The sequence below is a fragment of the Streptomyces endophytica genome, from assembly GCF_026153355.1.
Lineage (GTDB): Bacteria > Actinomycetota > Actinomycetes > Streptomycetales > Streptomycetaceae > Streptomyces > Streptomyces endophytica.
The window spans coordinates 1,878,679-1,899,713 of the sequence record NZ_CP110636.1 but is presented as its reverse complement, the minus strand read 5'-3'; the positions used below and the strand labels follow the sequence as shown (position 1 = coordinate 1,899,713).

General features: G+C 72.0%; 15 protein-coding genes and 3 pseudogenes. 11 read left to right on the top strand and 7 right to left on the bottom strand.

Going from position 1 to position 21,035, the window contains the following annotated elements:
• Positions 1 to 188 precede the first annotated feature (188 nt).
• A pseudogene (locus tag OJ254_RS08605) lies at positions 189 to 1,288 on the bottom strand (LacI family DNA-binding transcriptional regulator).
• 418 nt (positions 1,289 to 1,706) lie between these two features.
• Between OJ254_RS08605 and hisC the strand changes: the two are divergent.
• Positions 1,707 to 2,786 (top strand): histidinol-phosphate transaminase, encoded by a 1,080-nt coding sequence (gene hisC, locus OJ254_RS08600; protein ID WP_265361863.1) that lies wholly within the window; start codon positions 1,707 to 1,709, stop codon positions 2,784 to 2,786.
• A 117-nt stretch (positions 2,787 to 2,903) separates the two neighbouring features.
• On the opposite strand, the gene OJ254_RS08595 is transcribed toward hisC, so the two are convergent.
• Entirely contained in the window at positions 2,904 to 3,272 is a 369-nt protein-coding gene (locus OJ254_RS08595; RefSeq protein WP_265361862.1) for a cyclophilin-like fold protein, read from the bottom strand.
• A 266-nt stretch (positions 3,273 to 3,538) separates the two neighbouring features.
• On the opposite strand from OJ254_RS08595, the gene OJ254_RS08590 reads away from it, so the two are divergent.
• The 5 genes and pseudogenes from OJ254_RS08590 (at position 3,539) to OJ254_RS08575 (ending at position 11,423) form a co-directional block, all read left to right on the top strand.
• Positions 3,539 to 5,047: a cytochrome ubiquinol oxidase subunit I gene (locus OJ254_RS08590; RefSeq protein ID WP_265361861.1), complete on the top strand. Its 1,509-nt coding sequence runs from the start codon at positions 3,539 to 3,541 to the stop codon at positions 5,045 to 5,047.
• Between the two features lie 9 nt (positions 5,048 to 5,056).
• Positions 5,057 to 6,057, top strand: a pseudogene (cydB, locus tag OJ254_RS08585) (cytochrome d ubiquinol oxidase subunit II).
• A 47-nt stretch (positions 6,058 to 6,104) separates the two neighbouring features.
• Entirely contained in the window at positions 6,105 to 6,617 is a 513-nt protein-coding gene (locus OJ254_RS31520) for an ABC transporter transmembrane domain-containing protein (RefSeq protein WP_423835868.1), read from the top strand.
• On the top strand, positions 6,614 to 9,649 hold the full coding sequence (cydC, locus tag OJ254_RS08580; protein ID WP_423835867.1) for a thiol reductant ABC exporter subunit CydC: 3,036 nt from the start codon (positions 6,614 to 6,616) through the stop codon (positions 9,647 to 9,649). The genes OJ254_RS31520 and cydC overlap by 4 nt, the downstream gene beginning before the upstream one ends.
• Positions 9,650 to 9,743: 94 nt before the next feature.
• Positions 9,744 to 11,423 carry a GAF domain-containing sensor histidine kinase gene (locus OJ254_RS08575; RefSeq protein ID WP_265365101.1) on the top strand — a complete coding sequence of 560 codons (1,680 nt, stop codon included), beginning with the start codon at positions 9,744 to 9,746 and terminating at the stop codon, positions 11,421 to 11,423.
• Between the two features lie 51 nt (positions 11,424 to 11,474).
• Here OJ254_RS08575 and OJ254_RS08570 read toward each other — a convergent pair whose 3' ends face one another.
• Positions 11,475 to 12,461 (bottom strand): Cof-type HAD-IIB family hydrolase, encoded by a 987-nt coding sequence (locus tag OJ254_RS08570; protein WP_423835866.1) that lies wholly within the window; start codon positions 12,459 to 12,461, stop codon positions 11,475 to 11,477.
• 193 nt (positions 12,462 to 12,654) lie between these two features.
• On the opposite strand from OJ254_RS08570, the gene OJ254_RS08565 reads away from it, so the two are divergent.
• The 3 genes from OJ254_RS08565 to pspAB all read left to right on the top strand — a co-directional run bounded on the left by OJ254_RS08565 (position 12,655) and on the right by pspAB (position 15,378).
• Positions 12,655 to 13,551 (top strand): LLM class flavin-dependent oxidoreductase, encoded by an 897-nt coding sequence (locus OJ254_RS08565; RefSeq protein ID WP_265361860.1) that lies wholly within the window; start codon positions 12,655 to 12,657, stop codon positions 13,549 to 13,551.
• 293 nt (positions 13,552 to 13,844) lie between these two features.
• Positions 13,845 to 14,741: a zinc metalloprotease HtpX gene (gene htpX / locus OJ254_RS08560; RefSeq protein WP_265361859.1), complete on the top strand. Its 897-nt coding sequence runs from the start codon at positions 13,845 to 13,847 to the stop codon at positions 14,739 to 14,741.
• A gap of 73 nt (positions 14,742 to 14,814) precedes the next feature.
• On the top strand, positions 14,815 to 15,378 hold the full coding sequence (gene pspAB, locus OJ254_RS08555) for a PspA-associated protein PspAB (RefSeq protein ID WP_261956647.1): 564 nt from the start codon (positions 14,815 to 14,817) through the stop codon (positions 15,376 to 15,378).
• A 103-nt stretch (positions 15,379 to 15,481) separates the two neighbouring features.
• Here pspAB and OJ254_RS08550 read toward each other — a convergent pair whose 3' ends face one another.
• Both OJ254_RS08550 and OJ254_RS08545 read right to left on the bottom strand, forming a co-directional pair.
• Positions 15,482 to 16,024 (bottom strand): RNA 2'-phosphotransferase, encoded by a 543-nt coding sequence (locus OJ254_RS08550; RefSeq protein ID WP_265361858.1) that lies wholly within the window; start codon positions 16,022 to 16,024, stop codon positions 15,482 to 15,484.
• 42 nt (positions 16,025 to 16,066) lie between these two features.
• Complete coding sequence (locus OJ254_RS08545) at positions 16,067 to 16,699, bottom strand: PadR family transcriptional regulator (RefSeq protein ID WP_265361857.1); 633 nt, start codon at positions 16,697 to 16,699, stop codon at positions 16,067 to 16,069.
• A 137-nt stretch (positions 16,700 to 16,836) separates the two neighbouring features.
• On the opposite strand from OJ254_RS08545, the gene OJ254_RS08540 reads away from it, so the two are divergent.
• Both OJ254_RS08540 and OJ254_RS08535 read left to right on the top strand, forming a co-directional pair.
• Positions 16,837 to 17,427, top strand: coding sequence for a hypothetical protein (locus tag OJ254_RS08540; protein ID WP_265361856.1), 591 nt, complete (start codon positions 16,837 to 16,839; stop codon positions 17,425 to 17,427).
• A complete protein-coding gene (locus OJ254_RS08535) occupies positions 17,424 to 18,776 on the top strand; it encodes a carotenoid oxygenase family protein (RefSeq protein ID WP_265361855.1) in 1,353 nt (450 codons plus the stop codon). The genes OJ254_RS08540 and OJ254_RS08535 overlap by 4 nt, the downstream gene beginning before the upstream one ends.
• 117 nt (positions 18,777 to 18,893) lie before the next feature.
• On the opposite strand, the gene OJ254_RS08530 is transcribed toward OJ254_RS08535, so the two are convergent.
• Both OJ254_RS08530 and OJ254_RS08525 read right to left on the bottom strand, forming a co-directional pair.
• Positions 18,894 to 20,033, bottom strand: a complete 1,140-nt coding sequence (locus tag OJ254_RS08530) for a MerR family transcriptional regulator (protein ID WP_265361854.1) — start codon at positions 20,031 to 20,033, stop codon at positions 18,894 to 18,896.
• Positions 20,034 to 20,062: 29 nt separating this feature from the next.
• Positions 20,063 to 20,994: pseudogene (locus OJ254_RS08525) on the bottom strand (metal-dependent hydrolase).
• Positions 20,995 to 21,035: the final 41 nt, after the last annotated feature.

Sequence of the window (21,035 nt, the reverse complement as noted above, 5' to 3'; positions counted from 1 at the left end):
GGCGGTCCGCGGTGTCGTGCGCCCATCATAGGAATGCCGGTCGCGGGTTGTGACGCACCCGGGGGTGGTCAATCCACTGGAGCCCGGCAATCGCGGCTGATTTCTCCCGAGATCATCCAGTTTTTCTGCGTCAACGCGGGCGCCCCGGCGTCGTCCGGCACGCCCGCTCGTTCGTGTTCGGCGGAACGTCAGTCGCCGGCGGGTCCTCGTGGTGGGCTGACGGTCGTGCGCGGGGACCGTCGCTGGGAGGAGGTGCGCACGATCAGATCGGTCGGTATCACCTGCTCGATCGGGCGTCCGGTGTCGAGACCCTCGATGGCGTCGATGAGGATCTGCACGACGGCGGTGCCGATCCGGCGCGGCTTGAGGGAGAGCGTGGTGATCGGCGGTTCGGTCGTGGCGTAGACGGTGGACTCGCTGCAGCAGACCAGCAGCAGGTCCTCCGGGACGCGCAGGCCGTAGCGGCGGGCGGCGGCGAGCAGATCGGTGCCGTTGGGGTCGAAGAGGCCGTAGACGGCGTCCGGCCGGTCCGGGCGGGCCAGCAGCCGGTCGGCGGCCACCGCGCCCGCGCACGGGTCGTGGGCCGGGTACGACTCGTAGACCGGATCCTGTCCGACCCGCTCGCACCAGCGCAGATACGCCGTGGTCGAGAGGCGGGTGTAGGTGTCGGTGGTGGTGCCGGTGAGCAGGCCGATGCGGCGGGCGCCGGCGTCGGCGAGGTGGTCGAGCAGGCCGAGGACGGCGGCCTCGTGGTCGTTGTCGACCCAGCCGGTGACCGGCAGGGCGCCGCCGGGGCGGCCGTCGGAGACCACCGGGATGCCGTGCCGGACGAGTTCGGTCACGACCGGGTCGCCGTCGGCGGGGTCGATGACGACCGTGCCGTCCAGGGCGACGTTGGACCACACGTCGTGGCGGGAGGTCGCGGGGAGGATGACCAGCGCGTAGCCGCGGGCCAGGGCCGCGGAGGTGGCCGCTCTGGCCATCTCCGCGAAGTACGCGAACTCGGTGAAGGTGAAAGGTTCATCCCGTACGTGGTCACGGTCAGGCCGAGGAGCCCCGACTTACCGGTACGGAGGGTGCGGGCGGCTGCGGACGGGCGGTAGCCCAGCCGGTCGGCCACTTCGCGGACGTGGCTACGGGTGGCATCCGGAAGCCGGCCCTTGCCGTTGAGCGCGTCGGAGACGGTCGTGATCGACACACCGGCTGCGGCGGCAACATCGCGGATGCCCGCCCGCCCCAGCCGGCGACCGGTCGCCCGGCTCACCTGGTGCTTCCCTGCTGCTGTCATGGCGAGCCGATAGTAGGGCTCGATAGGGCCATTCGCGGGGCGTTGACCGGTGTGATGGAAAGGCACGTTTCTGCAAGGTGATTTACCGTCAGTTTCCCTAGAAACAAAGGAAGTTGAGGGCTAAGAAGGCTATTTGGGGGGAGATTCACCGGCTCGGCCTGTCGATCGGTTCAGGTCTCGAAGAGGTCTCAAGTCACCTTGACGAGGGATGCGCGCCACGGCGTAGGCCACCGGCGCGCGACTGCGAGCGGGGCGCGCCCCGAAGGTCTCACGCTGGCCCCTTCCGAGTGATCTTGGTGCACGGGTGCGGAGGAACGTGCCGGGCGACCGGGTTCCGGCCGGGGCTGCCGCCGAACGGGTCAATCCTCTTAAGGTGTGCAGTATTGGAGATGGACGGGACGGTCGAGGAGGACCTGCGGTGAGCGAGAAGACCCCGAAGCTGCGTGCGGCGCTGGACGGCATCCCCACCTACAAGCCGGGGCGGCCGGCGCCGGCCGACGGTCCCGTCACCTACAAGCTGTCCTCCAACGAGAACCCCTATCCGCCGCTGCCGGGCGTCCTGGAGAGCGCGGTGACCGCCGCGGGGGCCTTCAACCGTTACCCGGACATGGCCTGCACGGGCCTGATGGCGGAGCTGGCCGACCGGTTCTCGGTGCCGGTGGAGCATCTGGCGACCGGCACCGGGTCGGTGGGCGTGGCCCAGCAGCTGATCCAGTCGACGGCCGGGCCGGGCGACGAAGTGATCTACGCCTGGCGCTCGTTCGAGGCGTACCCGATCATCACCCAGGTGTCCGGGGCCACCTCCGTGCAGGTGCCGCTGACCTCCGGTGAGGTGCACGACCTGGATGCGATGCTCGCCGCGATCACCGACCGGACCCGGCTGATCTTCGTCTGCAACCCCAACAACCCCACCGGCACGGTCGTCCGCCGTGCGGAGCTGGAGGCGTTCCTGGACCGGGTGCCGGGGGACGTCCTGGTGGTGCTGGACGAGGCGTACCGCGAGTTCATCCGCGACCCCGAGGTGCCGGACGGGACCGAGATCTACCGCGACCGTCCCAATGTCTGCGTGCTGCGGACCTTCTCCAAGGCGTACGGCCTGGCGGGGCTGCGGGTGGGGTTCGCGGTCGCGCACGAGCCGGTGGCCGCCGCGCTGCGGAAGACGGCGGTGCCGTTCGGGGTGAGCCAGCTCGCGCAGGACGCTGCGGTGGCGTCGCTGCGCAGCGAGCAGGCCCTGATGGAGCGGGTGGACGCGCTGGTGGCCGAGCGGGCGCGGGTGGTCGACGGGCTGCTCGGGCAGGGCTGGACGGTGCCCGAGACCCAGGCCAACTTCGTCTGGCTGCGGCTGGGGGACCGTACGACCGACTTCGCGGCGGCCTGTGAGCGGGCCGGCGTGGTGGTGCGGCCGTTCGCCGGCGAGGGCGTCCGGGTCACGATCGGGGAGACCGCGGCGATGGATCTGTTCCTGCAGGCGGCGGAGGATTTCCGCAAGGCGCTGTAAGCGGCTGAAAGGCGCCGGCAGGCGCACCGGAAGGCTCTGCAACGCCTTGCAGAGGAGTGGCACGTCGAGGCCGCGGGGTCGTCGACCCGCGGCCTCCGGCATGGTGGGCGGGGCCGCTCACGCCTTCTGTACGTGGATGGGGTCACCGCTGCGGACGGTGGCAAGCGCCCGGGGATCGCCGTCGATGCGGCCCAGCACATTGCAGGGGGAGGCCAGCCGGGGCTCGTCGCCCTCGGAGATCGGCGTGGGGCCGAAGGGGAGCGCGAGGGCGTTCCCGGGTGGCCAGAAAGCGACGGTGCCGGCCTCGACGACCTGGCGGGCGTCGGGTTCCAGCGCGGGCGAGAGTCCGGTGTCGAAGTAGACCTCCTCGCCCCAGGTGTGGGCGGTGGCGTCGACCGGGAGGGCGGCCATGAGTGCCGCCGCGGTCGGGGTGTCGTCGAGGGTCGCGGTCAAGTGCCCGGCGGGCCAGGTGATGCGGATCTTCATGGCGATGAATTCAACAATGTGTTGAAGGCTTGCGGAAGAGGGCGTCCACACTCGGAGAAGGGGCCCGCAACCTCGGCGGAAACGTTCACACGCCATGGATTCGAGCGTGACCGCGGTCACGTACCCCCCTTACCCAAGGCCGAGGGGGCATGGGAGATAATTGCTTGTGAATGTGAACGCGTTCACAAGCCCGTCCCGGTATTTACCGCTTTGTGTGACGCAAAAGGGACATTGCCGTTGGCAAACGGCGAGGTAAGGAGCACGGCATGGAACTGGCCTTGGCGCCGGAGACTCTGGCGCGATGGCAATTCGGCATCACCACCGTCTACCACTTCCTCTTCGTCCCCCTGACGATCTCCCTCGCCGCTCTGGTGGCCGGACTCGAGACCGCATGGGTGCGGACGGGCAAGCAGCAGTACCTCAGGGCCACCAAGTTCTGGGGCAAGCTGTTCCTGATCAACATCGCGATGGGTGTCGTCACCGGCATCGTGCAGGAGTTCCAGTTCGGCATGAACTGGTCCGACTACTCGCGGTTCGTCGGTGACGTCTTCGGTGCCCCGCTGGCCTTCGAGGCGCTGATCGCGTTCTTCTTCGAGTCGACCTTCATCGGGCTGTGGATCTTCGGCTGGGACAAGCTGCCCAAGAAGATCCACTGCTTCTGCATGTGGATGGTCTCCATAGGCACGATCCTGTCGGCGTACTTCATCCTGGCCGCGAACTCCTGGATGCAGCACCCGGTGGGCTACAAGTACAACGCCACCACCGGACGCGCCGAGCTCACGGACTTCTGGAAGGTGCTGACCCAGGACACCACCCTGGTCGTCGTCTTCCACACGCTGACCGCGGCCTTCCTCACGGGCGCCGCGTTCATGGTCGGCATCTCCGCCTTCCACCTGATGCGCAAGAAGCACATCAAGGTCATGCGGACCTCGCTGCGGCTCGGGCTGATCACCCTCGTCATCGCCGGCATCCTCACCGCGGTCAGCGGTGACACGCTCGGCAAGGTCATGTTCAAGCAGCAGCCGATGAAGATGGCCGCCGCCGAGGCGCTCTGGGACAAGGAGGCGCCGGCGCCGTTCTCGGTCTTCGCCTACGGAGACGTGGAGAAGGGCCACAACAAGGTGGCCATCGAGATACCCGGCCTGCTCTCGTTCTTGGCCCATGACGACTTCTCCTCGCCGGTCCCCGGCATCAACGACGTCAACAGGTCCGAGCAGCAGAAGTTCGGCCCCGGCGACTACCGGCCCAACATCCCCGTCGCCTACTGGGGCTTCCGCTGGATGATCGGCTTCGGCATGTCGTCGTTCGCCATCGGGCTCGCCGGGCTCTGGCTCACCCGCAAGAAGTTCTGGCTGTCGCCCGGACTGCGCACGGGCGACGAGGAACCACCGAAGCTCGCGCTCACCAAGAACAAGGTGCTCGGCGCCCGCCTCAGCAAGTGGTACTGGTCGCTCGCCTTCGTCACCCTCGGCTTCCCGCTGATCGCCAACTCGTGGGGCTGGATCTTCACCGAGACGGGCCGGCAGCCCTGGGTCGTCTACGGCGTGCTGCGCACCTCGGACGCGGTCTCCCCCGGCGTCTCGCAGGGCGAGGTGCTCACCTCGATGATCGTCTTCACCACGCTCTACGCGATCCTCGCCGTGGTCGAGGTCAAGCTGCTGGTGAAGTACGTCAAGGCCGGGCCCCCCGAGCTCACCGACGACGACCTCAACCCGCCCACCAAGATCGGCGGGGACAGCGCCGACGCCGACCGGCCGATGGCCTTCTCGTACTAGGAGGCGACCGTGCAACTCCACGACGTCTGGTTCGTTCTCATCGCCGTCCTGTGGACCGGATACTTCTTCCTCGAAGGATTCGACTTCGGGATCGGCGTCCTCACCAAGCTCCTCGCCCGCGACCGCAGCGAGAAGCGGGTACTGATCAACACCATCGGCCCGGTCTGGGACGGCAACGAGGTCTGGCTGCTCAGCGCGGGCGGGGCGACCTTCGCCGCCTTCCCCGAGTGGTACGCCACCCTGTTCTCCGGCTTCTACCTGCCGCTGCTGGTCATCCTGGTCTGCCTGATCGTGCGCGGCGTGGCCTTCGAATACCGCGCCAAGCGGCCGAGGAGCGCTGGCAGCGCAACTGGGAGCACGCGATCTTCTGGACCTCGCTGCTGCCCGCGGTGCTCTGGGGCGTGGCGTTCGGCAACATCGTGCGCGGGGTGAAGATCGACGCGCACAAGGAGTACGTCGGCGGCCTGCTCGACCTGTTCAATCCGTACGCGCTCCTGGGCGGCCTGGTCACGCTCACGCTGTTCACCTTCCACGGCGCGGTCTTCGCCTCGCTCAAGACGGTGGGCGACATCCGGGCACGTGCGCGCAGGACGGCGGGCGTCCTCGGACTGGTCGCCGCCGTGCTCGCGCTGGGCTTCCTGGGCTGGACCCAGGCCGACAAGGGCGACGGCAGCAGCCTGATCGCCATGATCGTCGCGGTGGTCGCGCTGGTCGCGGCGCTGGGCGCCAACAGGATCGGGCGCGAGGGGTGGGCGTTCGCCTTCTCCGGGATCACCATCGCGGCGGCGGTCGCCATGCTGTTCCTGACGCTCTTCCCGAACGTCATGCCGTCCACGCTGAACGAGAGCTGGAGCCTCACGGTCAGCAACGCCTCGTCCAGCCCCTACACCCTGAAGATCATGACCTGGTGTGCGGGGATCGCCGCGCCCCTCGTGATGCTCTACCAGGGCTGGACGTACTGGGTGTTCCGTAAGCGCATCGGCACCCAGCACATCGCCGAATCCCACTAGCCGATACGCCGCCCTTCGGGCGGCCCCGGCAGGATGGAATGTTTCACGTGAAACCCGTCGACCCGCGCCTGCTCCGTTACGCCCACGCCACCCGCGGCTTCCTCATCGCGGTGGTGCTCCTCGGGCTGGCCGGAGCGGGCCTGGTCGTCGGCCAGGCGATGCTGATCGCCGAGATCGTGGTCGGTGCCTTCCGGCACGGCCTCGGTCCCGGCGGTCTGGCCACTCCCCTGGCGCTGCTCGCCGCGGTGTCCGTGGGCCGTGGCCTGGTCTCCTGGCTCACCGAGCTGGCCGCGCACCGCGCCAGCGCGACGGTGAAGTCCGAGCTGCGGATGCGGCTGGTCGAGCGGGCGGCACGGCAGCGTCCGGAGCGGGCCACCGGCGAACTGACCACGCTCGCCACCCGCGGCATCGACGCCCTCGACGACTACTTCTCCCGCTATCTGCCGCAGCTGGGGCTGGCGGTCGTCGTCCCGGTCGCGGTTCTGGCCCGGATCGTCACCGGCGACTGGATCTCCGCGCTGACGATCGTGCTCACGCTGCCGTTGATCCGCTGTTCATGATCCTCATCGGCTGGGCCACCCAGTCGCGGATGGACCGCCAGTGGCGGCTGCTGGCCCGGCTGTCCGGGCACTTCCTCGACGTCGTCGAGGGCCTGCCCACCCTCAAGGTCTTCGGCCGGGCCAAGGCCCAGGCCGCCGCGATCCGCACCATCACCGGCGAGTACCGGCGCGCGACGCTGCGCACCCTGCGGATCGCCTTCCTCTCCTCGTTCGCCCTGGAACTGCTCGCCACGATCTCGGTGGCCCTGGTCGCGGTCGGCATCGGCATGCGGCTGGTGAACGGCGAACTCGATCTGTACACCGGCCTGATGGTGCTGGTGCTCGCGCCCGAGGCGTATCTGCCGCTGCGGCAGGTGGGGGCGCAGTACCACGCGGCAGCCGAAGGGCTCGCCGCGGCGGAGGAGATCTTCGCCGTGCTGGAGGCGCCGCTGCCCACGCCCGGCACCGCACCGGCGCCCGAGGGCACCGCGCTGACCGTCGACAACCTCGTGGTCCGCCACCCGGGACGGACCGCGGACTCGCTGCCCGCCACCTCGTTCGAGGTCCGGCCCGGCGAGACCGTCGCCCTGGTCGGCTCCTCGGGTGCGGGCAAGTCCACGCTGCTCAGCGTGCTGCTCGGCCTCACCGCACCGACCGAAGGTCGGGCCCTGGTCGACGGCCGGGACATCGCCGGGCTCGCCCCCGACAGCTGGCGGCAGCGGATCGCCTGGGTGCCGCAGCGCCCGCAGCTGTTCGCCGGGACCGTCGCCGAGAACGTACGGCTGGCGCGGCCGGACGCGGACGACGCAGCCGTTCGCACCGCCCTCGCGGACGCCGGTGCCCTGGACTTCGTGGACGCGCTCCCCGACGGTCTGGCGACCCGACTCGGCGAATCCGGTGCCGGGCTCTCCGCCGGCCAGCGGCAGCGGCTGGCGCTGGCCCGGGCCTTCCTCGCCGACCGCCCGATCCTGCTGCTGGACGAGCCGACCGCGAGCCTGGACGGCGCGACCGAGGAGGCCATCGTCGCCGCGGTCGGCCGGCTCGCCGCGGGCCGGACCGTGCTGCTCGTCGTGCACCGCCCGGCGCTGCTGGCGGTGGCCGACCGGGTGGTGCGGCTGCCGGACATCGCTTCCGACGTGCGGGAAGCAGCTGTGGACGCGGGCGTACGGGCGGGCCGCGGCGCGGCCCCGGCCGCCGCCCCGGATGTTCCCACCGCCCCCGCTCCGGACCGCCCCGCCGACCCCGGCGAGGGGCTCGACCTGGCCCCCACCCGAGCCTCGGCCCCCACCCGCCTGCGGCGGATGGCGCGGGCCCGGCGGGCCCGGTTCGCGCTGGCGCTGCTGCTCGGCAGCCTCGCCCTGGGCAGCGCGGTCGGCCTGATGGCCACGTCCGGCTGGCTGATCTCGCGGGCCGCGCAGCAGCCGCCGGTGCTCTACCTGATGGTGGCGGTGACCGCGACCAGGGCGTTCGGCATCGGGCGCGCGGTCTTCCGGTACGCCGAGCGGCTGGTCTCCCACGACGCGGTCTTCCGCATGCTCGCGGACGTGCGGGTCGCCGTCTTCCGGCGGCTGGAGCGGCTGGCGCCGGCCGGGCTCGCCGGGCGCCGGCGCGGCGACCTGCTCTCGCGGCTGGTGGCCGACGTCGATGCGGTGCAGGACCACTTCCTGCGCTGGCTGCTGCCCGCCGGGGCGGCGGCGCTGGTCGGTGCGGGCGCGGTCGGCTTCACCGGCTGGCTGCTGCCCGAGGCCGGCGCGATCCTGGCCGCCGGGCTGCTGCTCGCGGGCGCCGGGGTGCCGCTGCTCTCGGCCGCGCTGGCCCGGCGGGCGGAGCGGCAGCTGGCCCCGGCCCGCGGCAAGCTCGCCACCCGCGTCGTCGATCTGCTCACCGGCACCGCCGAGTTGACGGTGGCCGGCGCGCTGCCGGCCCGTACGGAAGCGGTGCGGCGGGCGGACCGCGAGCTGACCCGGATCGCGGCCCGGTCGGCGACCGTGGCGGGCACCGGCGCCGGGCTCTCGGCGTTGCTGTGCGGGCTGACCGTCGCCGCCGCCGCGGTCGCCGGCGTCCAGGCGGTGCACGCCGGGCGGCTGGACGGGGTGGCGCTGGCGGTCGTCGTGCTCACCCCGCTCGCCGCGTTCGAGGCGGTGACCGGGCTGCCGCTCGCCGTGCAGTACCGGCAGCGGACCCGGCGCGCGGCCGAGCGGGTCTTCGAGGTGCTGGACGCGCCCGCACCGGTGCGCGAACCGGCCGCCCCCGCGACGGCTCCCGGCACGCCGTTCCCGCTGGTCGTGCGGGGTCTGACCGCCCGCCACGCCGGGCAGGGCCGGCCCGCGCTGGACGGCGTGGACCTCACGCTGGCGGCCGGCCGCCGGATCGCCGTGGTCGGCCCGTCCGGGTCCGGCAAGACCACCCTGGCGCAGGTGCTGCTGCGCTTCCTGGACCGGGAGGCGGGCACGTACACGCTGGCCGGAACGGACGCCCAGGCGCTCGACGGTGACGCGGTCCGGCGGCTGGTCGGGCTGTGCGCGCAGGACGCGCACCTCTTCGACAGCTCATTGCGGGAGAACCTCCGGCTGGCCCTGCGGGACCGGAGCGCCGGTCCGGGCGAGGACGCGGACCGGGTGCTGTGGGACGCGCTCGGCCGGGCCCGGCTCGACGACTGGGTGCGCGGGCTGCCCGACGGCCTGGACACCATGGTCGGCGAGCACGGCGCCCGGCTCTCCGGCGGTCAGCGGCAGCGGCTGGCCCTGGCCCGTGCGCTGCTCGCGGACTTCCCGGTGCTCGTCCTGGACGAGCCAGCCGAGCACCTCGACCTGGCCACCGCCGATGCGCTGACCGCCGATCTGCTGGCCGCGACCGAGGGCCGCACGACGCTCCTGATCACCCATCGCCTCACCGGGCTCGACGCCGTCGACGAGGTGCTGGTGCTGGACGGCGGACGGGTCGTGCAGCGCGGTGGTCCGGCGGAGCTGGCCGCGGCCGACGGCCCGTTCCGGCGGATGCTGGAGCGCGAACGAGCGGTGGACGAGGCCTACGGGCCGGCACCGGCAATCTGACGCTTTTGCAGGTAAATGGCCTCTTATGGGGGGTCTCATTAGGCTCGAGGGCATGGATCGCGCCGCCCGCACGGACCCGCCCGCCCCCGACCCCATGCACGAGGCCACCGAGGCCACCCGCAGCCTGCAGGGCCTGTCCGCCGAGCTGACCGCCCGGGTACCGCAGCTCCTGGAGGCGATGCGCACGGTCGGCGCGGGGCTCGATCTGCACATCACCCTCGACCGGATCGTGCAGACCGCGGCCGAACTCGCCGACGCGCGCTACGCCGCCATCGGGATCATCGACGACGCCCGCGAGGGGCTGTCGGACTTCGTGACGTACGGCGTCGGCGCGCGGGAGCACCAGCGGATCGGCGCGCTGCCGGACGGCGACAAGGGGCTGCTCGGCGCGCTCATCCACGACCCCAAACCGCTGCGCCTCGCCGACCTCACCCAGGACCCGCGCTCGGCCGGCTTCCCCCCGGAGCACCCGCCGATGCGCACCTTCCTGGGGGTGCCGATCCGCGTCCAGGGCGAGATCTTCGGCAACCTCTACCTGACCGAGAAGCGTGGCGGTGGGGAGTTCAGCGAGGAGGACCTGCACATGGTCCGGGTGCTCGCCACGGAGGCGGGCATCGCGATCGGCAACGCCCGGATGTACGCGGCGACCCGCCAGCGGGAACGGTGGATCGACGGTTCGGTGGCGGTCACGACCGAACTCCTCGCGGGCAGCGACGTCGACGACGCGCTCGCCGTGGTGGCCGAGCAGGCCAGGAAGCTGGCGGATTCGGCGGCGGGCATAGTGCTGCTGCCCGACGACGAGGGCGGTCTGGAGATCGTCGCCGTATCGGCCGACGACCCCACCGGCATCCTCGGGACGCACATCCCGCCGGACAGCCCGGTGGCCCGGCAACTCCTCGACGGCGAGCCGGTGTTCGTGGACGACTCGGCCAGCGACCCCCGGATGGTCACCGCCATCGCGGCCCGTTTCGGCCCCAGCATGCTGCTGCCGCTCAAGAGCGGGGGCCGGGTCCTGGGCACCCTCGCCACCCCGCGGACCAGGGGCGCCCGGCCGTTCTCCGCCGCCGAGCGGACGCTGGCCACCCAGTTCGCCGCGCAGGCCGCGCTGGCGCTGGTGCTGGCCGACGCCCAGCGCGACCGGGAGCGGCTGGCGGTCTACGAGGACCGCGACCGGATCGCCCGTGACCTGCACGACCTCGTCATTCAGCGGCTCTTCGCGACCGGCATGATGCTGGAGGGCGCGCAGCGCAGGTCCGTCGTCCCGGAGGTGGCGGCGGGCATCGGCAAGGCCGTCGACGAACTGGACGTCACCATCCAGGAGATCCGGACCGCGATCTTCGCCCTCCAGCAGAGCCCGGTGGAGGCGCCGTCGGGCCTGCGTACCCGGGTACTGCGCGAGATCGGCACCGCCGCCGTACCGCTCGGCTTCCAGCCGTCGGCCCACTTCGTCGGTCCGGTCGACTCCCGGGTCGGCGAGCTGACCGGCAAGAACTTGATCGCCGCGCTGCGCGAGGCGCTGTCCAACGCCTTCCGGCACGCCCACGCCTCGCGGATCGAGGTCGTCGTGGACGCGACGATCCGGCTGCCGGACGGCACCGACGGGGTCCGGCTGACGGTCGCCGACGACGGCATCGGCATACCGGCCGGCGGCCGTCGCAGCGGTCTGCAGAACCTCGCCAAGCGCGCGGAATCGCTGGGCGGCGCCAGCACGTACGGGCCCGGGGTGGGCGAGGACGGCGCGGGCACGACGGTGACCTGGGAGGCGCCGCTGTGAGCCGCGACCTGGGAGGCGCCGCTGTGAGCCGCCGCGCCGGCCCGGTGTCACTCAGGGGCGCGCGGCACCCCGCTCGGCACTCCGCTCGGCGCACCGCTGCAGAATCCGCTCGATGACCAGGGCGACGCCGTCCTCGTTGTTGGACGCGGTACGGCCCGTCGTGGCGGCCAGCACCTCCGGGTGGGCGTTGGCCATGGCGTACGAGGTGCCGGCCCAGCTCAGCATCTCTATGTCGTTCGGCATGTCCCCGAAGGCGACGACCTCCTCCCGGGAGATGCCGCGTTCGGCACAGCAGTGGGCCAGCGTGCCGGCCTTGCTGACGCCCGGGCCGCTGATCTCCAGGAGGGCGGTGGGGCTGGAGCGGGTGAACGATGCCAGATCGCCCGCGGCCGACCGGGCCAGCGTGAGGAACGCGTCCGGTTCGAGGTCCGGGTGGTGCGCGAGCAGCTTGATCACCGGCTGATCGGGGAAGGCGGGCGGCTCCGCATCGGCTGCGGAGCCCGCCCCGTCGGGCCCCAACGGCGCCACGAAGTCGTCTGCCAGCAGCTTCTCGACCGGTGCCACGACCGCGGCCGGGTCGAGCAGGAGCGGCGGGTACTGCGGTTCGTAATGGATGCCGCTGGTGCGCTCGACGGCGAACGAGGTGCCGGGCGCGGCGCTGCGCAGCGCGTCCACGACCTCCCGCGCGAGCGCCTGGTCCAGCGGGCTGACCTCGACGATCCGGCCGCCGCGGTGCAGATCGACGACGGCCGCGCCGTTCGCGCAGATCGCCAGGCCGTGGCCGTGCACATGGTCGCTGACCACGTCCATCCAGCGGGCCGGGCGTCCGGTGACGAAGAACACCTCGATGCCGGCCCGCTCGGCGGCGGCGAGCGCGGCGATGGTCCGCTCGGACACCGTCTTGTCGTCGTGCAGCAGGGTGCCGTCGAGATCGGTGGCGATCAGCCGGGGCACGACGGCCGGTTCGGGCGGAACGGCCGGTCCGGGGGCAACGGCCGGTTCGGCCGACCGGGGTGGCGTGGCGGAGGCATCAGTCACGGGCCCATCTTCCCGCACCAGTGCGCACAGGCGTGCGGTGGGTCGCGCGGATGAGCCGGTGTGGGAGCCGGACGGAGGACGGGGTGGGCGGCCGCTCACGGGCCAGGGCGGGGTGCCGGCTCAGGGCGGCGGGATGTGCGCGGTGACCGGCGGCGATCGTGGGGAACACCCGGACGGCCGTACGCTCGATGGCATGCGACTGAGCACCGTGATACTTCCCGTCCGCCGCTGGTCCGAAGGTGGACGGGAGGTGTGGCAGCGCGCCGAGGAGCTGGGCTTCCACGCCGCCTACACCTACGACCACCTGTCCTGGCGGAGCTTCCGCGACCAGCCCTGGTTCGGTGCCCTGCCCACCCTGACCGCCGCCGCGGCCGCGACCTCCCGGCTGCGCCTGGGCACCCTCGTCACCTCACCGAACTTCCGGCACCCGGTCACCCTCGCCAAGGAACTGATCTCCCTCGACGACATCAGCGGCGGCCGGTTCACCCTGGGCATCGGCGCCGGCGGCAACGGCTTCGACGCCACCGCGCTCGGCCAGGAGCCCTGGTCGCCGCGGGAGCGGGCGGACCGCTTCGGCGAGTTCGTGCCGCTGCTCGACCGGCTGCTGACCGAGGACGTGGTCTCGTACGAGGGTGCGCACTACTCCGCGGACGAGGTCCGCAACATCCCCGGCTGTGTGCAGCGGCCGCGGCTGCCGTTCGCGGTGGCCGCGACCGGGCCGCGCGGCCTGAAGCTCGCGGCCAAGTACGGCCAGGCGTGGGTGACGACCGGCGACCCCAAGGTCTCCAATGGCGGCGGCAGCTCGGCCGACTCCCTGGAGGCGGTCCGCGGGCAGTGCGAACGGCTCGGCAAGGCCTGCGCGGAAATCGGCCGCGATGCCGGCGATCTGGAGAAGATCATGCTCTCCGGCTTCACCCCGGACCGGCCGCTGGACTCCGTCGACGCGTTTGTGGACTTCGCCGGGAACCACGCCGCGCTGGGCTTCGACGAGCTGGTCCTCCACTGGCCGATCGCCGATTCGCTCTTCGCGGCGGACCTCGACGTCTTCGAGCGGATCGCCACGGAGGGGCTGGCGCAGCTCGGCGAGTAGCAGCTCGGCACTGAGGGGGCGGGGCCGAGGAGGGGCGGGCCGGGCTGCGGCGTGTTTCACGTGAAACACGCCGCCTGGCTCTCACGCGAAATCCGCCGCCCGGCTCTCACAACCCGCCGCTCGGCCCGACCCGCCGCGCCCGGTCATTCGCTCACCTCCGCTTTACCTCGTATATAGCCCGGAAGAGGGAGAATCGGGACAGCGGCGCAGTGTGGCGGACGCGGCGCGCCGGGCGAGAACGGCGTGCGAGCGGGCCGGCGCACTGCGCGAAGTGCGGTGTTCGTGGAGGAGCCATGGCACAGACCCGATTCGCCCCGGACCGCGGGCTGACCTCGCGGATGATCACGACGATGTTCTTCATCGGGCTGCTGTACGTCGTGGTCGTCGGCGTGCTGGTGGTCCTGCTCAAGGGCGCCTGGGTGGTGGTGCTGCTGATCGCGGGAGCCCTGTTCGTCGCGCAGTTCTGGTTCAGCGACCGGATCGCGGCCTTCAGCATGGGGGCACACGAGGTCACGCCCGAGCAGGCGCCGGTGCTGCACGGCGCGGTGGACCGGCTGTGCGCCCTGGCCGACATGCCCAAGCCGCGGGTCGCGATCGCGGAGTCGGACGTGCCGAACGCCTTCGCCACCGGCCGCAACCGGAAGAACTCGATGGTGTGCGCCACCACGGGCCTGCTCCGGCGGCTGGAGCCGGAGGAGCTGGAGGGCGTGCTGGCCCACGAGCTCTCGCACGTCGCGCACCGCGATGTCGCGGTGATGACCATCGCGTCGTTCCTCGGCGTACTGGCGGGGATCATCACCCGCGCCGCCCTGTGGAGCGGCGTCGGGCGCAACAACCGGGACCAGAACGCGGCCATCGCCGTGCTGATCGTCACCGCGGTCAGCGCGGTCGTCTACGCGATCAGCTTCCTGCTGACCCGGCTGCTATCCCGTTACCGCGAACTGGCCGCCGACCGCGCGGCCGCGCTGCTGACCGGTCGCCCCTCGGCGCTGGCCGCCGCGCTGACCAAGGTCACCGGGCAGATCGCCCGGATCCCGACCGAAGACCTGCGCAAGGCCCAGCCGTACAACGCCTTCTTCTTCGCCCCGGCGTTCAACAAGGAGAGCTTCCACCAGCTGCTGTCCTCGCACCCGACGCTGGAACAGCGCCTGGACCAGCTGGGCCGGATCGCGGCGCAGCTCGGGACGTGAGGCGTCCGTGACGATCACCGGCCCGCCCTGACGGTGCGGGCCGGCCCCTCCAGGAGCAAGGAGTACCCCGCGCATGGGATTTCTGGACGCCCTCCTCGGCCGCAGCAAGCCGGTACGCCCCGATCTGGACCAGCTCTTCGCGCTGCCGTCCGCCGCGATCACCCTGCAGGCCGCGGCCGGATTCACGCCCACCGGCCTCGGCTCGGTGTGCTTCGCCAGTGTGGAGGGCGGCGCGTTCGCCCGCATCCAGGAGGAGGCCCGGTCCCTGCTGGACGGGCCGGTGGAGTTCACCCAGGACGCGTACGGCTACACCTGGCTGCTCGTACGGCATCCGCCGGAGGACGTGGCGGGCCTGGTCAACGACCTGCACGCGGTCAACACGTCCCTGGAGGAGGCGGGTTTTGGCCCACAACTACTGTGTTCGCTGGTCGGCTTCCGTGACGACCGACAGCGGTCGCTGGCGCTGGTCTACCTCTACAAGAGGGGCACGTTCTATCCCTTCGCACCGAAGCCGGGCGGTGGGGAGAAGCGCGAGAATCCGCTCGAACTCCAGGTCAGGGCGATGCTCGGGGACGATCTGACGATCGAGAAGGACCTGGCGCGGTGGTTCCCCGTATGGGGCGCACCGGGGTTGTGATCCTCGGGCGGGGTGGTGCTCTCCCTCGTGCGGGATGGTGGCCCCTCCCGCGGGGTGGTGAACCCGGTGGACGGGTCGGTGGACGGGTCGGTGGACGGGTCGGTCACCCGGGGAAGCGGAGGAAGCGGGCGGGCACCCGGTCGGTGAGCCAGACGCCGTTCGCGCTGACGTGGAAGACATGTCCGGCCCGGTGCATCGCCGCCGCGTCCACGGCCAGGACCACCGGCTTGCCGCGCCGGGCGCCCACCCGGGTCGCGGTGTCCCGGTCCGGTGAGAGGTGGACCGCGTGCCGGCCCATCGGCAGGAGTCCCGCTTCCTGGATGGCGGCCACATTGCGCGCCACCGTGCCGTGGAAGAGGTACGCGGGAGGTTCGGCCGGCGGCAGTCCGAGGTCCACCCGTACGGAGTGGCCCTGGTTGGCGCGTATCCGGCCGTCCTCGATGGTGAAGCGCTGTTTGTCGTTGCCGGCCACCACGGCCGCCAACTCGTCCCGCGAGAACCGGAATCCATGGGCCGCGGCCGCCGGCATCAGGGCGTCGACGGGCACCCAGCCCTGGGCGTCGAGAGTGAGGCCGATCCGCTCCGGTTTATGGCGCAAATGCTTCGACAGGTACTTCGAGAGGCGCACGGAGCGCTGGGTGTTCATGCCTCCAGGGTGCAGCGCCGAGCGCCCCGGAGGCATCCGAATTCACGTCCCGCCGGTCTCGTCCCCCTGCGGGCCCTCGGCGTCCTTTCCCTGCGCTTCGTGGCTTCGTCCGTGTCCTTCGTGCTGGGCGTGCGCGAGCTCGCTGGCCCGTCGTGCCTTGGCGGTGGTCACCTGCTCGGCCGCCCAGCGGGCCCACTCCTCCTGGGCCGCCGACATCCGCAGGCCGTACTCCAGGGCGATCCGTCCGTAGACCGAAATCATCTCGTCGTCCCACTGGGCGTTCTCGTCGACCTGCTCGCACATGGCGCGGGTGCGCGCGGCGAGCTCGGCCTGATGGAGAAGGAAGGTCTGGGCTTCGAGCGGCGTGACGATGCCGAGGAAGAAGACGCGCAGCAGGCCGTCATCGCGCTGCGGACCACTCGGCTCGACCTTGGTGAGCCAGTGGCGCAGCTCCGTCAGGCCGTCGTCGGTGATCGCGTATTCCTTGCGGCCGCGGGGTCCGTGGGCGGTGACCTCGACCATGCCGGCGGTGGTGAGCTTGCCGAGCTCGCCGTACACCTGGCTCTGCGTGGCCGGCCAGACCATCGAGAGCGTGGCGTTGAACAGCTTCATCAGGTCGTAGCCGCTCGCGGGGGCTTCGGACAGCAGACCCAGCACGGCATGTCTCAGGCTCATGACCGGCACATTACCTTCCACTGTTGACATGTCAAAGGAGGACCTTCTAGATTCGACATGTCGAAGTTGGAATGTGCGGCGGAGATGCGGACGGCGAAGGGTGCCGGTCGTGCGGCCGCGGACGAAGAGGGGGAGTCATGAACTATCTGCGGGGCTTCGTGCCGTGGCTGGTCTTCGCGGGGGTTTCCACGGCCGGCTGGCAGTGGGGCGCTCTCGCCGGTGTGCTGACGGCCGCCGCGCTGCTCATCGCCGACCGGGCGGCGGGACTTTCGCTCGACTACCGCGTGCTGGAGTACGGCACGATCGTCTTCTTCGCCGCCCTGTCCGCGCTGGCCTTCGCCCGCCCCGACAGCGGCCTGCGGCTGTACGGCAGCGCGCTCTCGATGGGCTGGCTGGCGCTCATCGCCTGGGTGTCGATAGCGGTCCGGCGGCCCTTCACGATGGGCATCGCGCGCCGGATGGCTCCGCCCGAGGTCTGGCACACCCCGCTGTTCCGCCGCATCAACGTCGTGCTCACCGCCGCGTGGGCGCTCTCCTTCACCCTCACCGCGACCGCCCAGGCCCTCGTCTCCGCCTACCAGCTGGACACGGTCTACTCGGTCCTCATCCAGGTCGCCGGCTTCGTCCTCCCCGTCCGCTTCACCTCCAGCTACCCCGACCGGGCCCGGGCCCGCTTCGAGCAGCAGGCCGCCGCGCAGGGCGGCGTCCAGGAAGGCATGGCGTCATGACCACCACCTCCCCGACCACCCCGTCCGCCTCCGATGCCCCCGCTCCGCACCTGGCCGGCAACTTCGCCCCGGTCGCCGAGGAGCTGACCGCCTACGACCTCCCGGTCACCGGCACCGTGCCGCCCGAGCTCAGCGGCTGGTTCCTGCGCAACGGCCCCAACCCGCGGGACGCTGCCACACCGCACTGGTTCTTCGGTGACGGCATGGTCCACGGGCTCCGCCTGGAGGGCGGCCGGGCGGTCTCCTACCGCAACCGCTGGGTCCGCACCTCGACCTTCACCGACGGCGTGCCGCCCCGCGACGCACAGGGCCGCCGCAATCTGTCGGCGGGCGTGGCCAACACCCACGTCGTCCGGCACGCCGGCCGCACCCTCGCGCTCGTCGAGTCGTCGTTCCCGTACGAAATCGACTGCCGCCCCGGCCATGAGCTGGAGACCGTGGGCGTCCATGACTTCGGCGGGCGGCTCACCACCGCCATGACCGCGCACCCCAAGACCTGCCCGACCACCGGCGAGCTGCACTTCTTCGGATACGGCGGGTCCAAGCCGCCCTATCTGACCTACCACCGGGCCGATGCGGACGGGGAGTTGGTGATCAGCCGCCCCATCGACGTCACGGCGCACACGATGATGCACGACTTCCATCTGACCGAGCGCCATGTCATCTTCATGGACCTCCCGATGGTCTTCGACGCCCACCGCCGCCCCGGGATGCCCTACCGCTGGGACCCGGAGTACGGCGCCCGGCTGGGCGTCCTGCGCCGGGACGACCCGCACGGCGAGGTCCGCTGGCTGCCCATCGACCCCTGCTACGTCTTCCATGCGCTGAACGCCCATGACGACGGCGACCAGCGGATCGTCCTCCATGTCTCCCGCTATCCCGACTTCACCGGCAGACAGCCGTCCTGCCTGTGGCGCTGGACGATCGACCTGGCCTCCGGCACGGTCGCCGAGGAGCAGCTGGACGACCAGTACTGCGAGTTCCCGCGGGTGGACGACCGCCTGGTGGGGCAGCGGGCCCGCTTCGGCCACGCCACCGTCGCCGAGGCCCCGGGGACGGGCCACATACCCGGCGCCCTGCTGCGCTACGACCTGGAGACCGGCGCGGTCGTCCGCCATGACTTCGGTCCGGGCCGCACCCCGGGCGAGGCGGCCTTCGCCCCGGCGGACGACCGTCCGGGCGGACCGGGCTGGCTGCTCACCTACGTCTACGACGCGACCACCGACACCAGCGATCTGGTCGTCCTCGACGCCGAGGACATATCCGCCGACCCGGTGGCCACGGTCCATCTGCCGCAGCGGGTGCCGTACGGCTTCCACGGCAACTGGCTGCCGGACCCGGCACGTTGAGCCGGCGAGTCGTTGCGAGGTCCCGACAGGTTTGTCCCTCCGGGGCGGAATAACCGCGACCGCATGCTTCTTGAGACCTGAAAAGCGCGAAGTGGCACGCCCGTTGGGGGTGCCGGCTCAGGTGCCGGGCGGGGGCCCGGCACGGGGGGCGGTGTCCGCGGGGCCCTCGGGCGGGTCCTGGGGGCCGCCCGGGAGCAAGGCGTCCATGGTGCGGGCCTGCACCTCGCGCCGGGCGGCGGCCGCGATGAACGCCGCGGTGTGTGCGGGGCCCACCAGGTCCCGTACGGCCGCCACGGCGTCGGCGGGCAGCGCCACCGCCTCGGCGCCGGCATCGGACCCGGCCGCCGTGGCGGGCATTCGCGCGGGGCCCGGCGCCTTCTCGGGGGCGGGGCCGGGAGCAGGGCTCGGGTCGGTCGCGGTACGGGGGTCCGTGACCGGCCCGGAGCCTGCCGGTGCCGAGGGGGCGCTGCCCCTCGGTCCGTGGCTCTCCGCGGGGAGTGCCTCGCTGAGGTGCCGGCGGAGGTAGCGGGTGGCCAGGGTCCGCATGGCGCGGGCGAGTTCGGCGTCGACGGTCTGCTGGGCCAGCGGCCGCAGCCGGCGGACGAGGGCGGCGGCCTCGGCCGCCTCGGCGTTGCTGGGCGGATGGTCCAGGAACTGCTGGAAGACGTGCTCGGTGGTGAAGTCCAGGAAGCGCGAGGCGATGTGTTCCACCTGGCCGCGCAGCTCCCGGAGATGGGCGGAGATCGCCAGCAGCGGGACGCCCGCGGAATGCAGCTCGGCGGCGACGGCGAGCTCCTGCGGGCTGGGCACGAGGAACTCGTCGTCCTGGCCGGGGAGCCGTTCCAGGACACCCAGCTCGACGGCCTCGGCGACCGCCGCCTCGTCGGAGGCGCCCCCGAAGGCCGCGTCCAGGTCGGCGCGGCTGATCCGGGACGCCTCCTCGTCGGTCCACGGGCCGTCGATCTCGGCGACCAGGCCCAGCACCCCGCCGAGGTCGAGGCCGGCGTCCCAGGCCTGGAGGAGCTCCTTGATGCTGGCGAGGGTGTAGCCGCGGTCCAGCAGATCGGCGATCTGGCGCAGTCGGGCCAGATGGGTGGTGCCGTAGACGTTGGCCCGGCCGCGGCGTTCCGGGCGGGGGAGCAGCCCGCGGTCCTGGTAGGCGCGGATCGTCCGAACCGTGGCACCGCTGAGGTGGGCCAGGTCGTCGATGCGGTACTCGGCCGGGCGGGGTGCGGCCGCCGGCTGCTGCTGGGTCACTGCGGTGCTCCTCCTCCGTCGGCCGCGCGTTACGAGACGGCCGCGCGGCCCACCGAGCCCGCCGCGGCCCGGGCGGCCGGTGAGGACGCCAGGTAGGCGACGGCCGTGCGCAGCGACCCTTCCTGCGAGGGATGGTACGACCGCCGCAGATAGCGCGGTATCGCCGCTCCCAGCTCACGCCAGGTGGGGAGCAGTCCCTTGCGGACGGCCCGGTTGTGCTCCCGCAGCGCGTAGCGGGAGCGGGCGGCGAGCTGCGGGTCGTGCCGGAGGAGGTAGGCCGCGCCCCAGAGCCAGAGATGGAGCAGCACGGGGGCGGTGACGGCCATGCCCAGCACCCGGCGGGCGTACCGGCCCGGGTCCTCGCCGCCGGTGTGCTGATACACGTCGAAGGCGACCGCCCGGTGCTCGACCTCCTCCGCACCGTGCCAGCGCAGCAGGTCGAGCATGACCGGGTCGGGCCCGGCCCGGTCGAGGCCGTCGGCGGCCAGCACCCAGTTCCCGAGCACCGCGGTGAACTGCTCGATGGCGGCGACCAGGGAGAGCCGGAAGCGCAGCCACTCCCGTTCCGGGACGGGGACGCCGAACGGCGGCCGGTCGCCGAGCAGACGCTCGAAGAGGAAGTCGACATGCCGGGTGTAGGAGCCGGTGTCCAGGCCCTGGTGGGCCAGATGGTCGAGGACGTAGGAGTGCTGGACGCTGTGGGTGGCCTCCTGGCCCATGAAGCCCTTGACGTCCTTGAGGAGCTGCTCGTCCCGGACCAGCGGCAGGCCTCCTTGAAGACCTTGACGAACCACCGCTCCCCGGCCGGCAGCAGCAGGTGCAGCACGTTGATGACGTGGGTGGCGGTGGGCTCGTCGGGGATCCACAGCAGCGGCGTCGCACGCCAGTCGAACGAGACCCGGCGCGGGGTGATCGGGTGCTGCTCCTGGAGGGGGAGGTACTCATGCGCGGCTCCTGACAGGCGCAGTGGTCCGGCTCTCGGGAATCTCCGGTCGCCGGGGC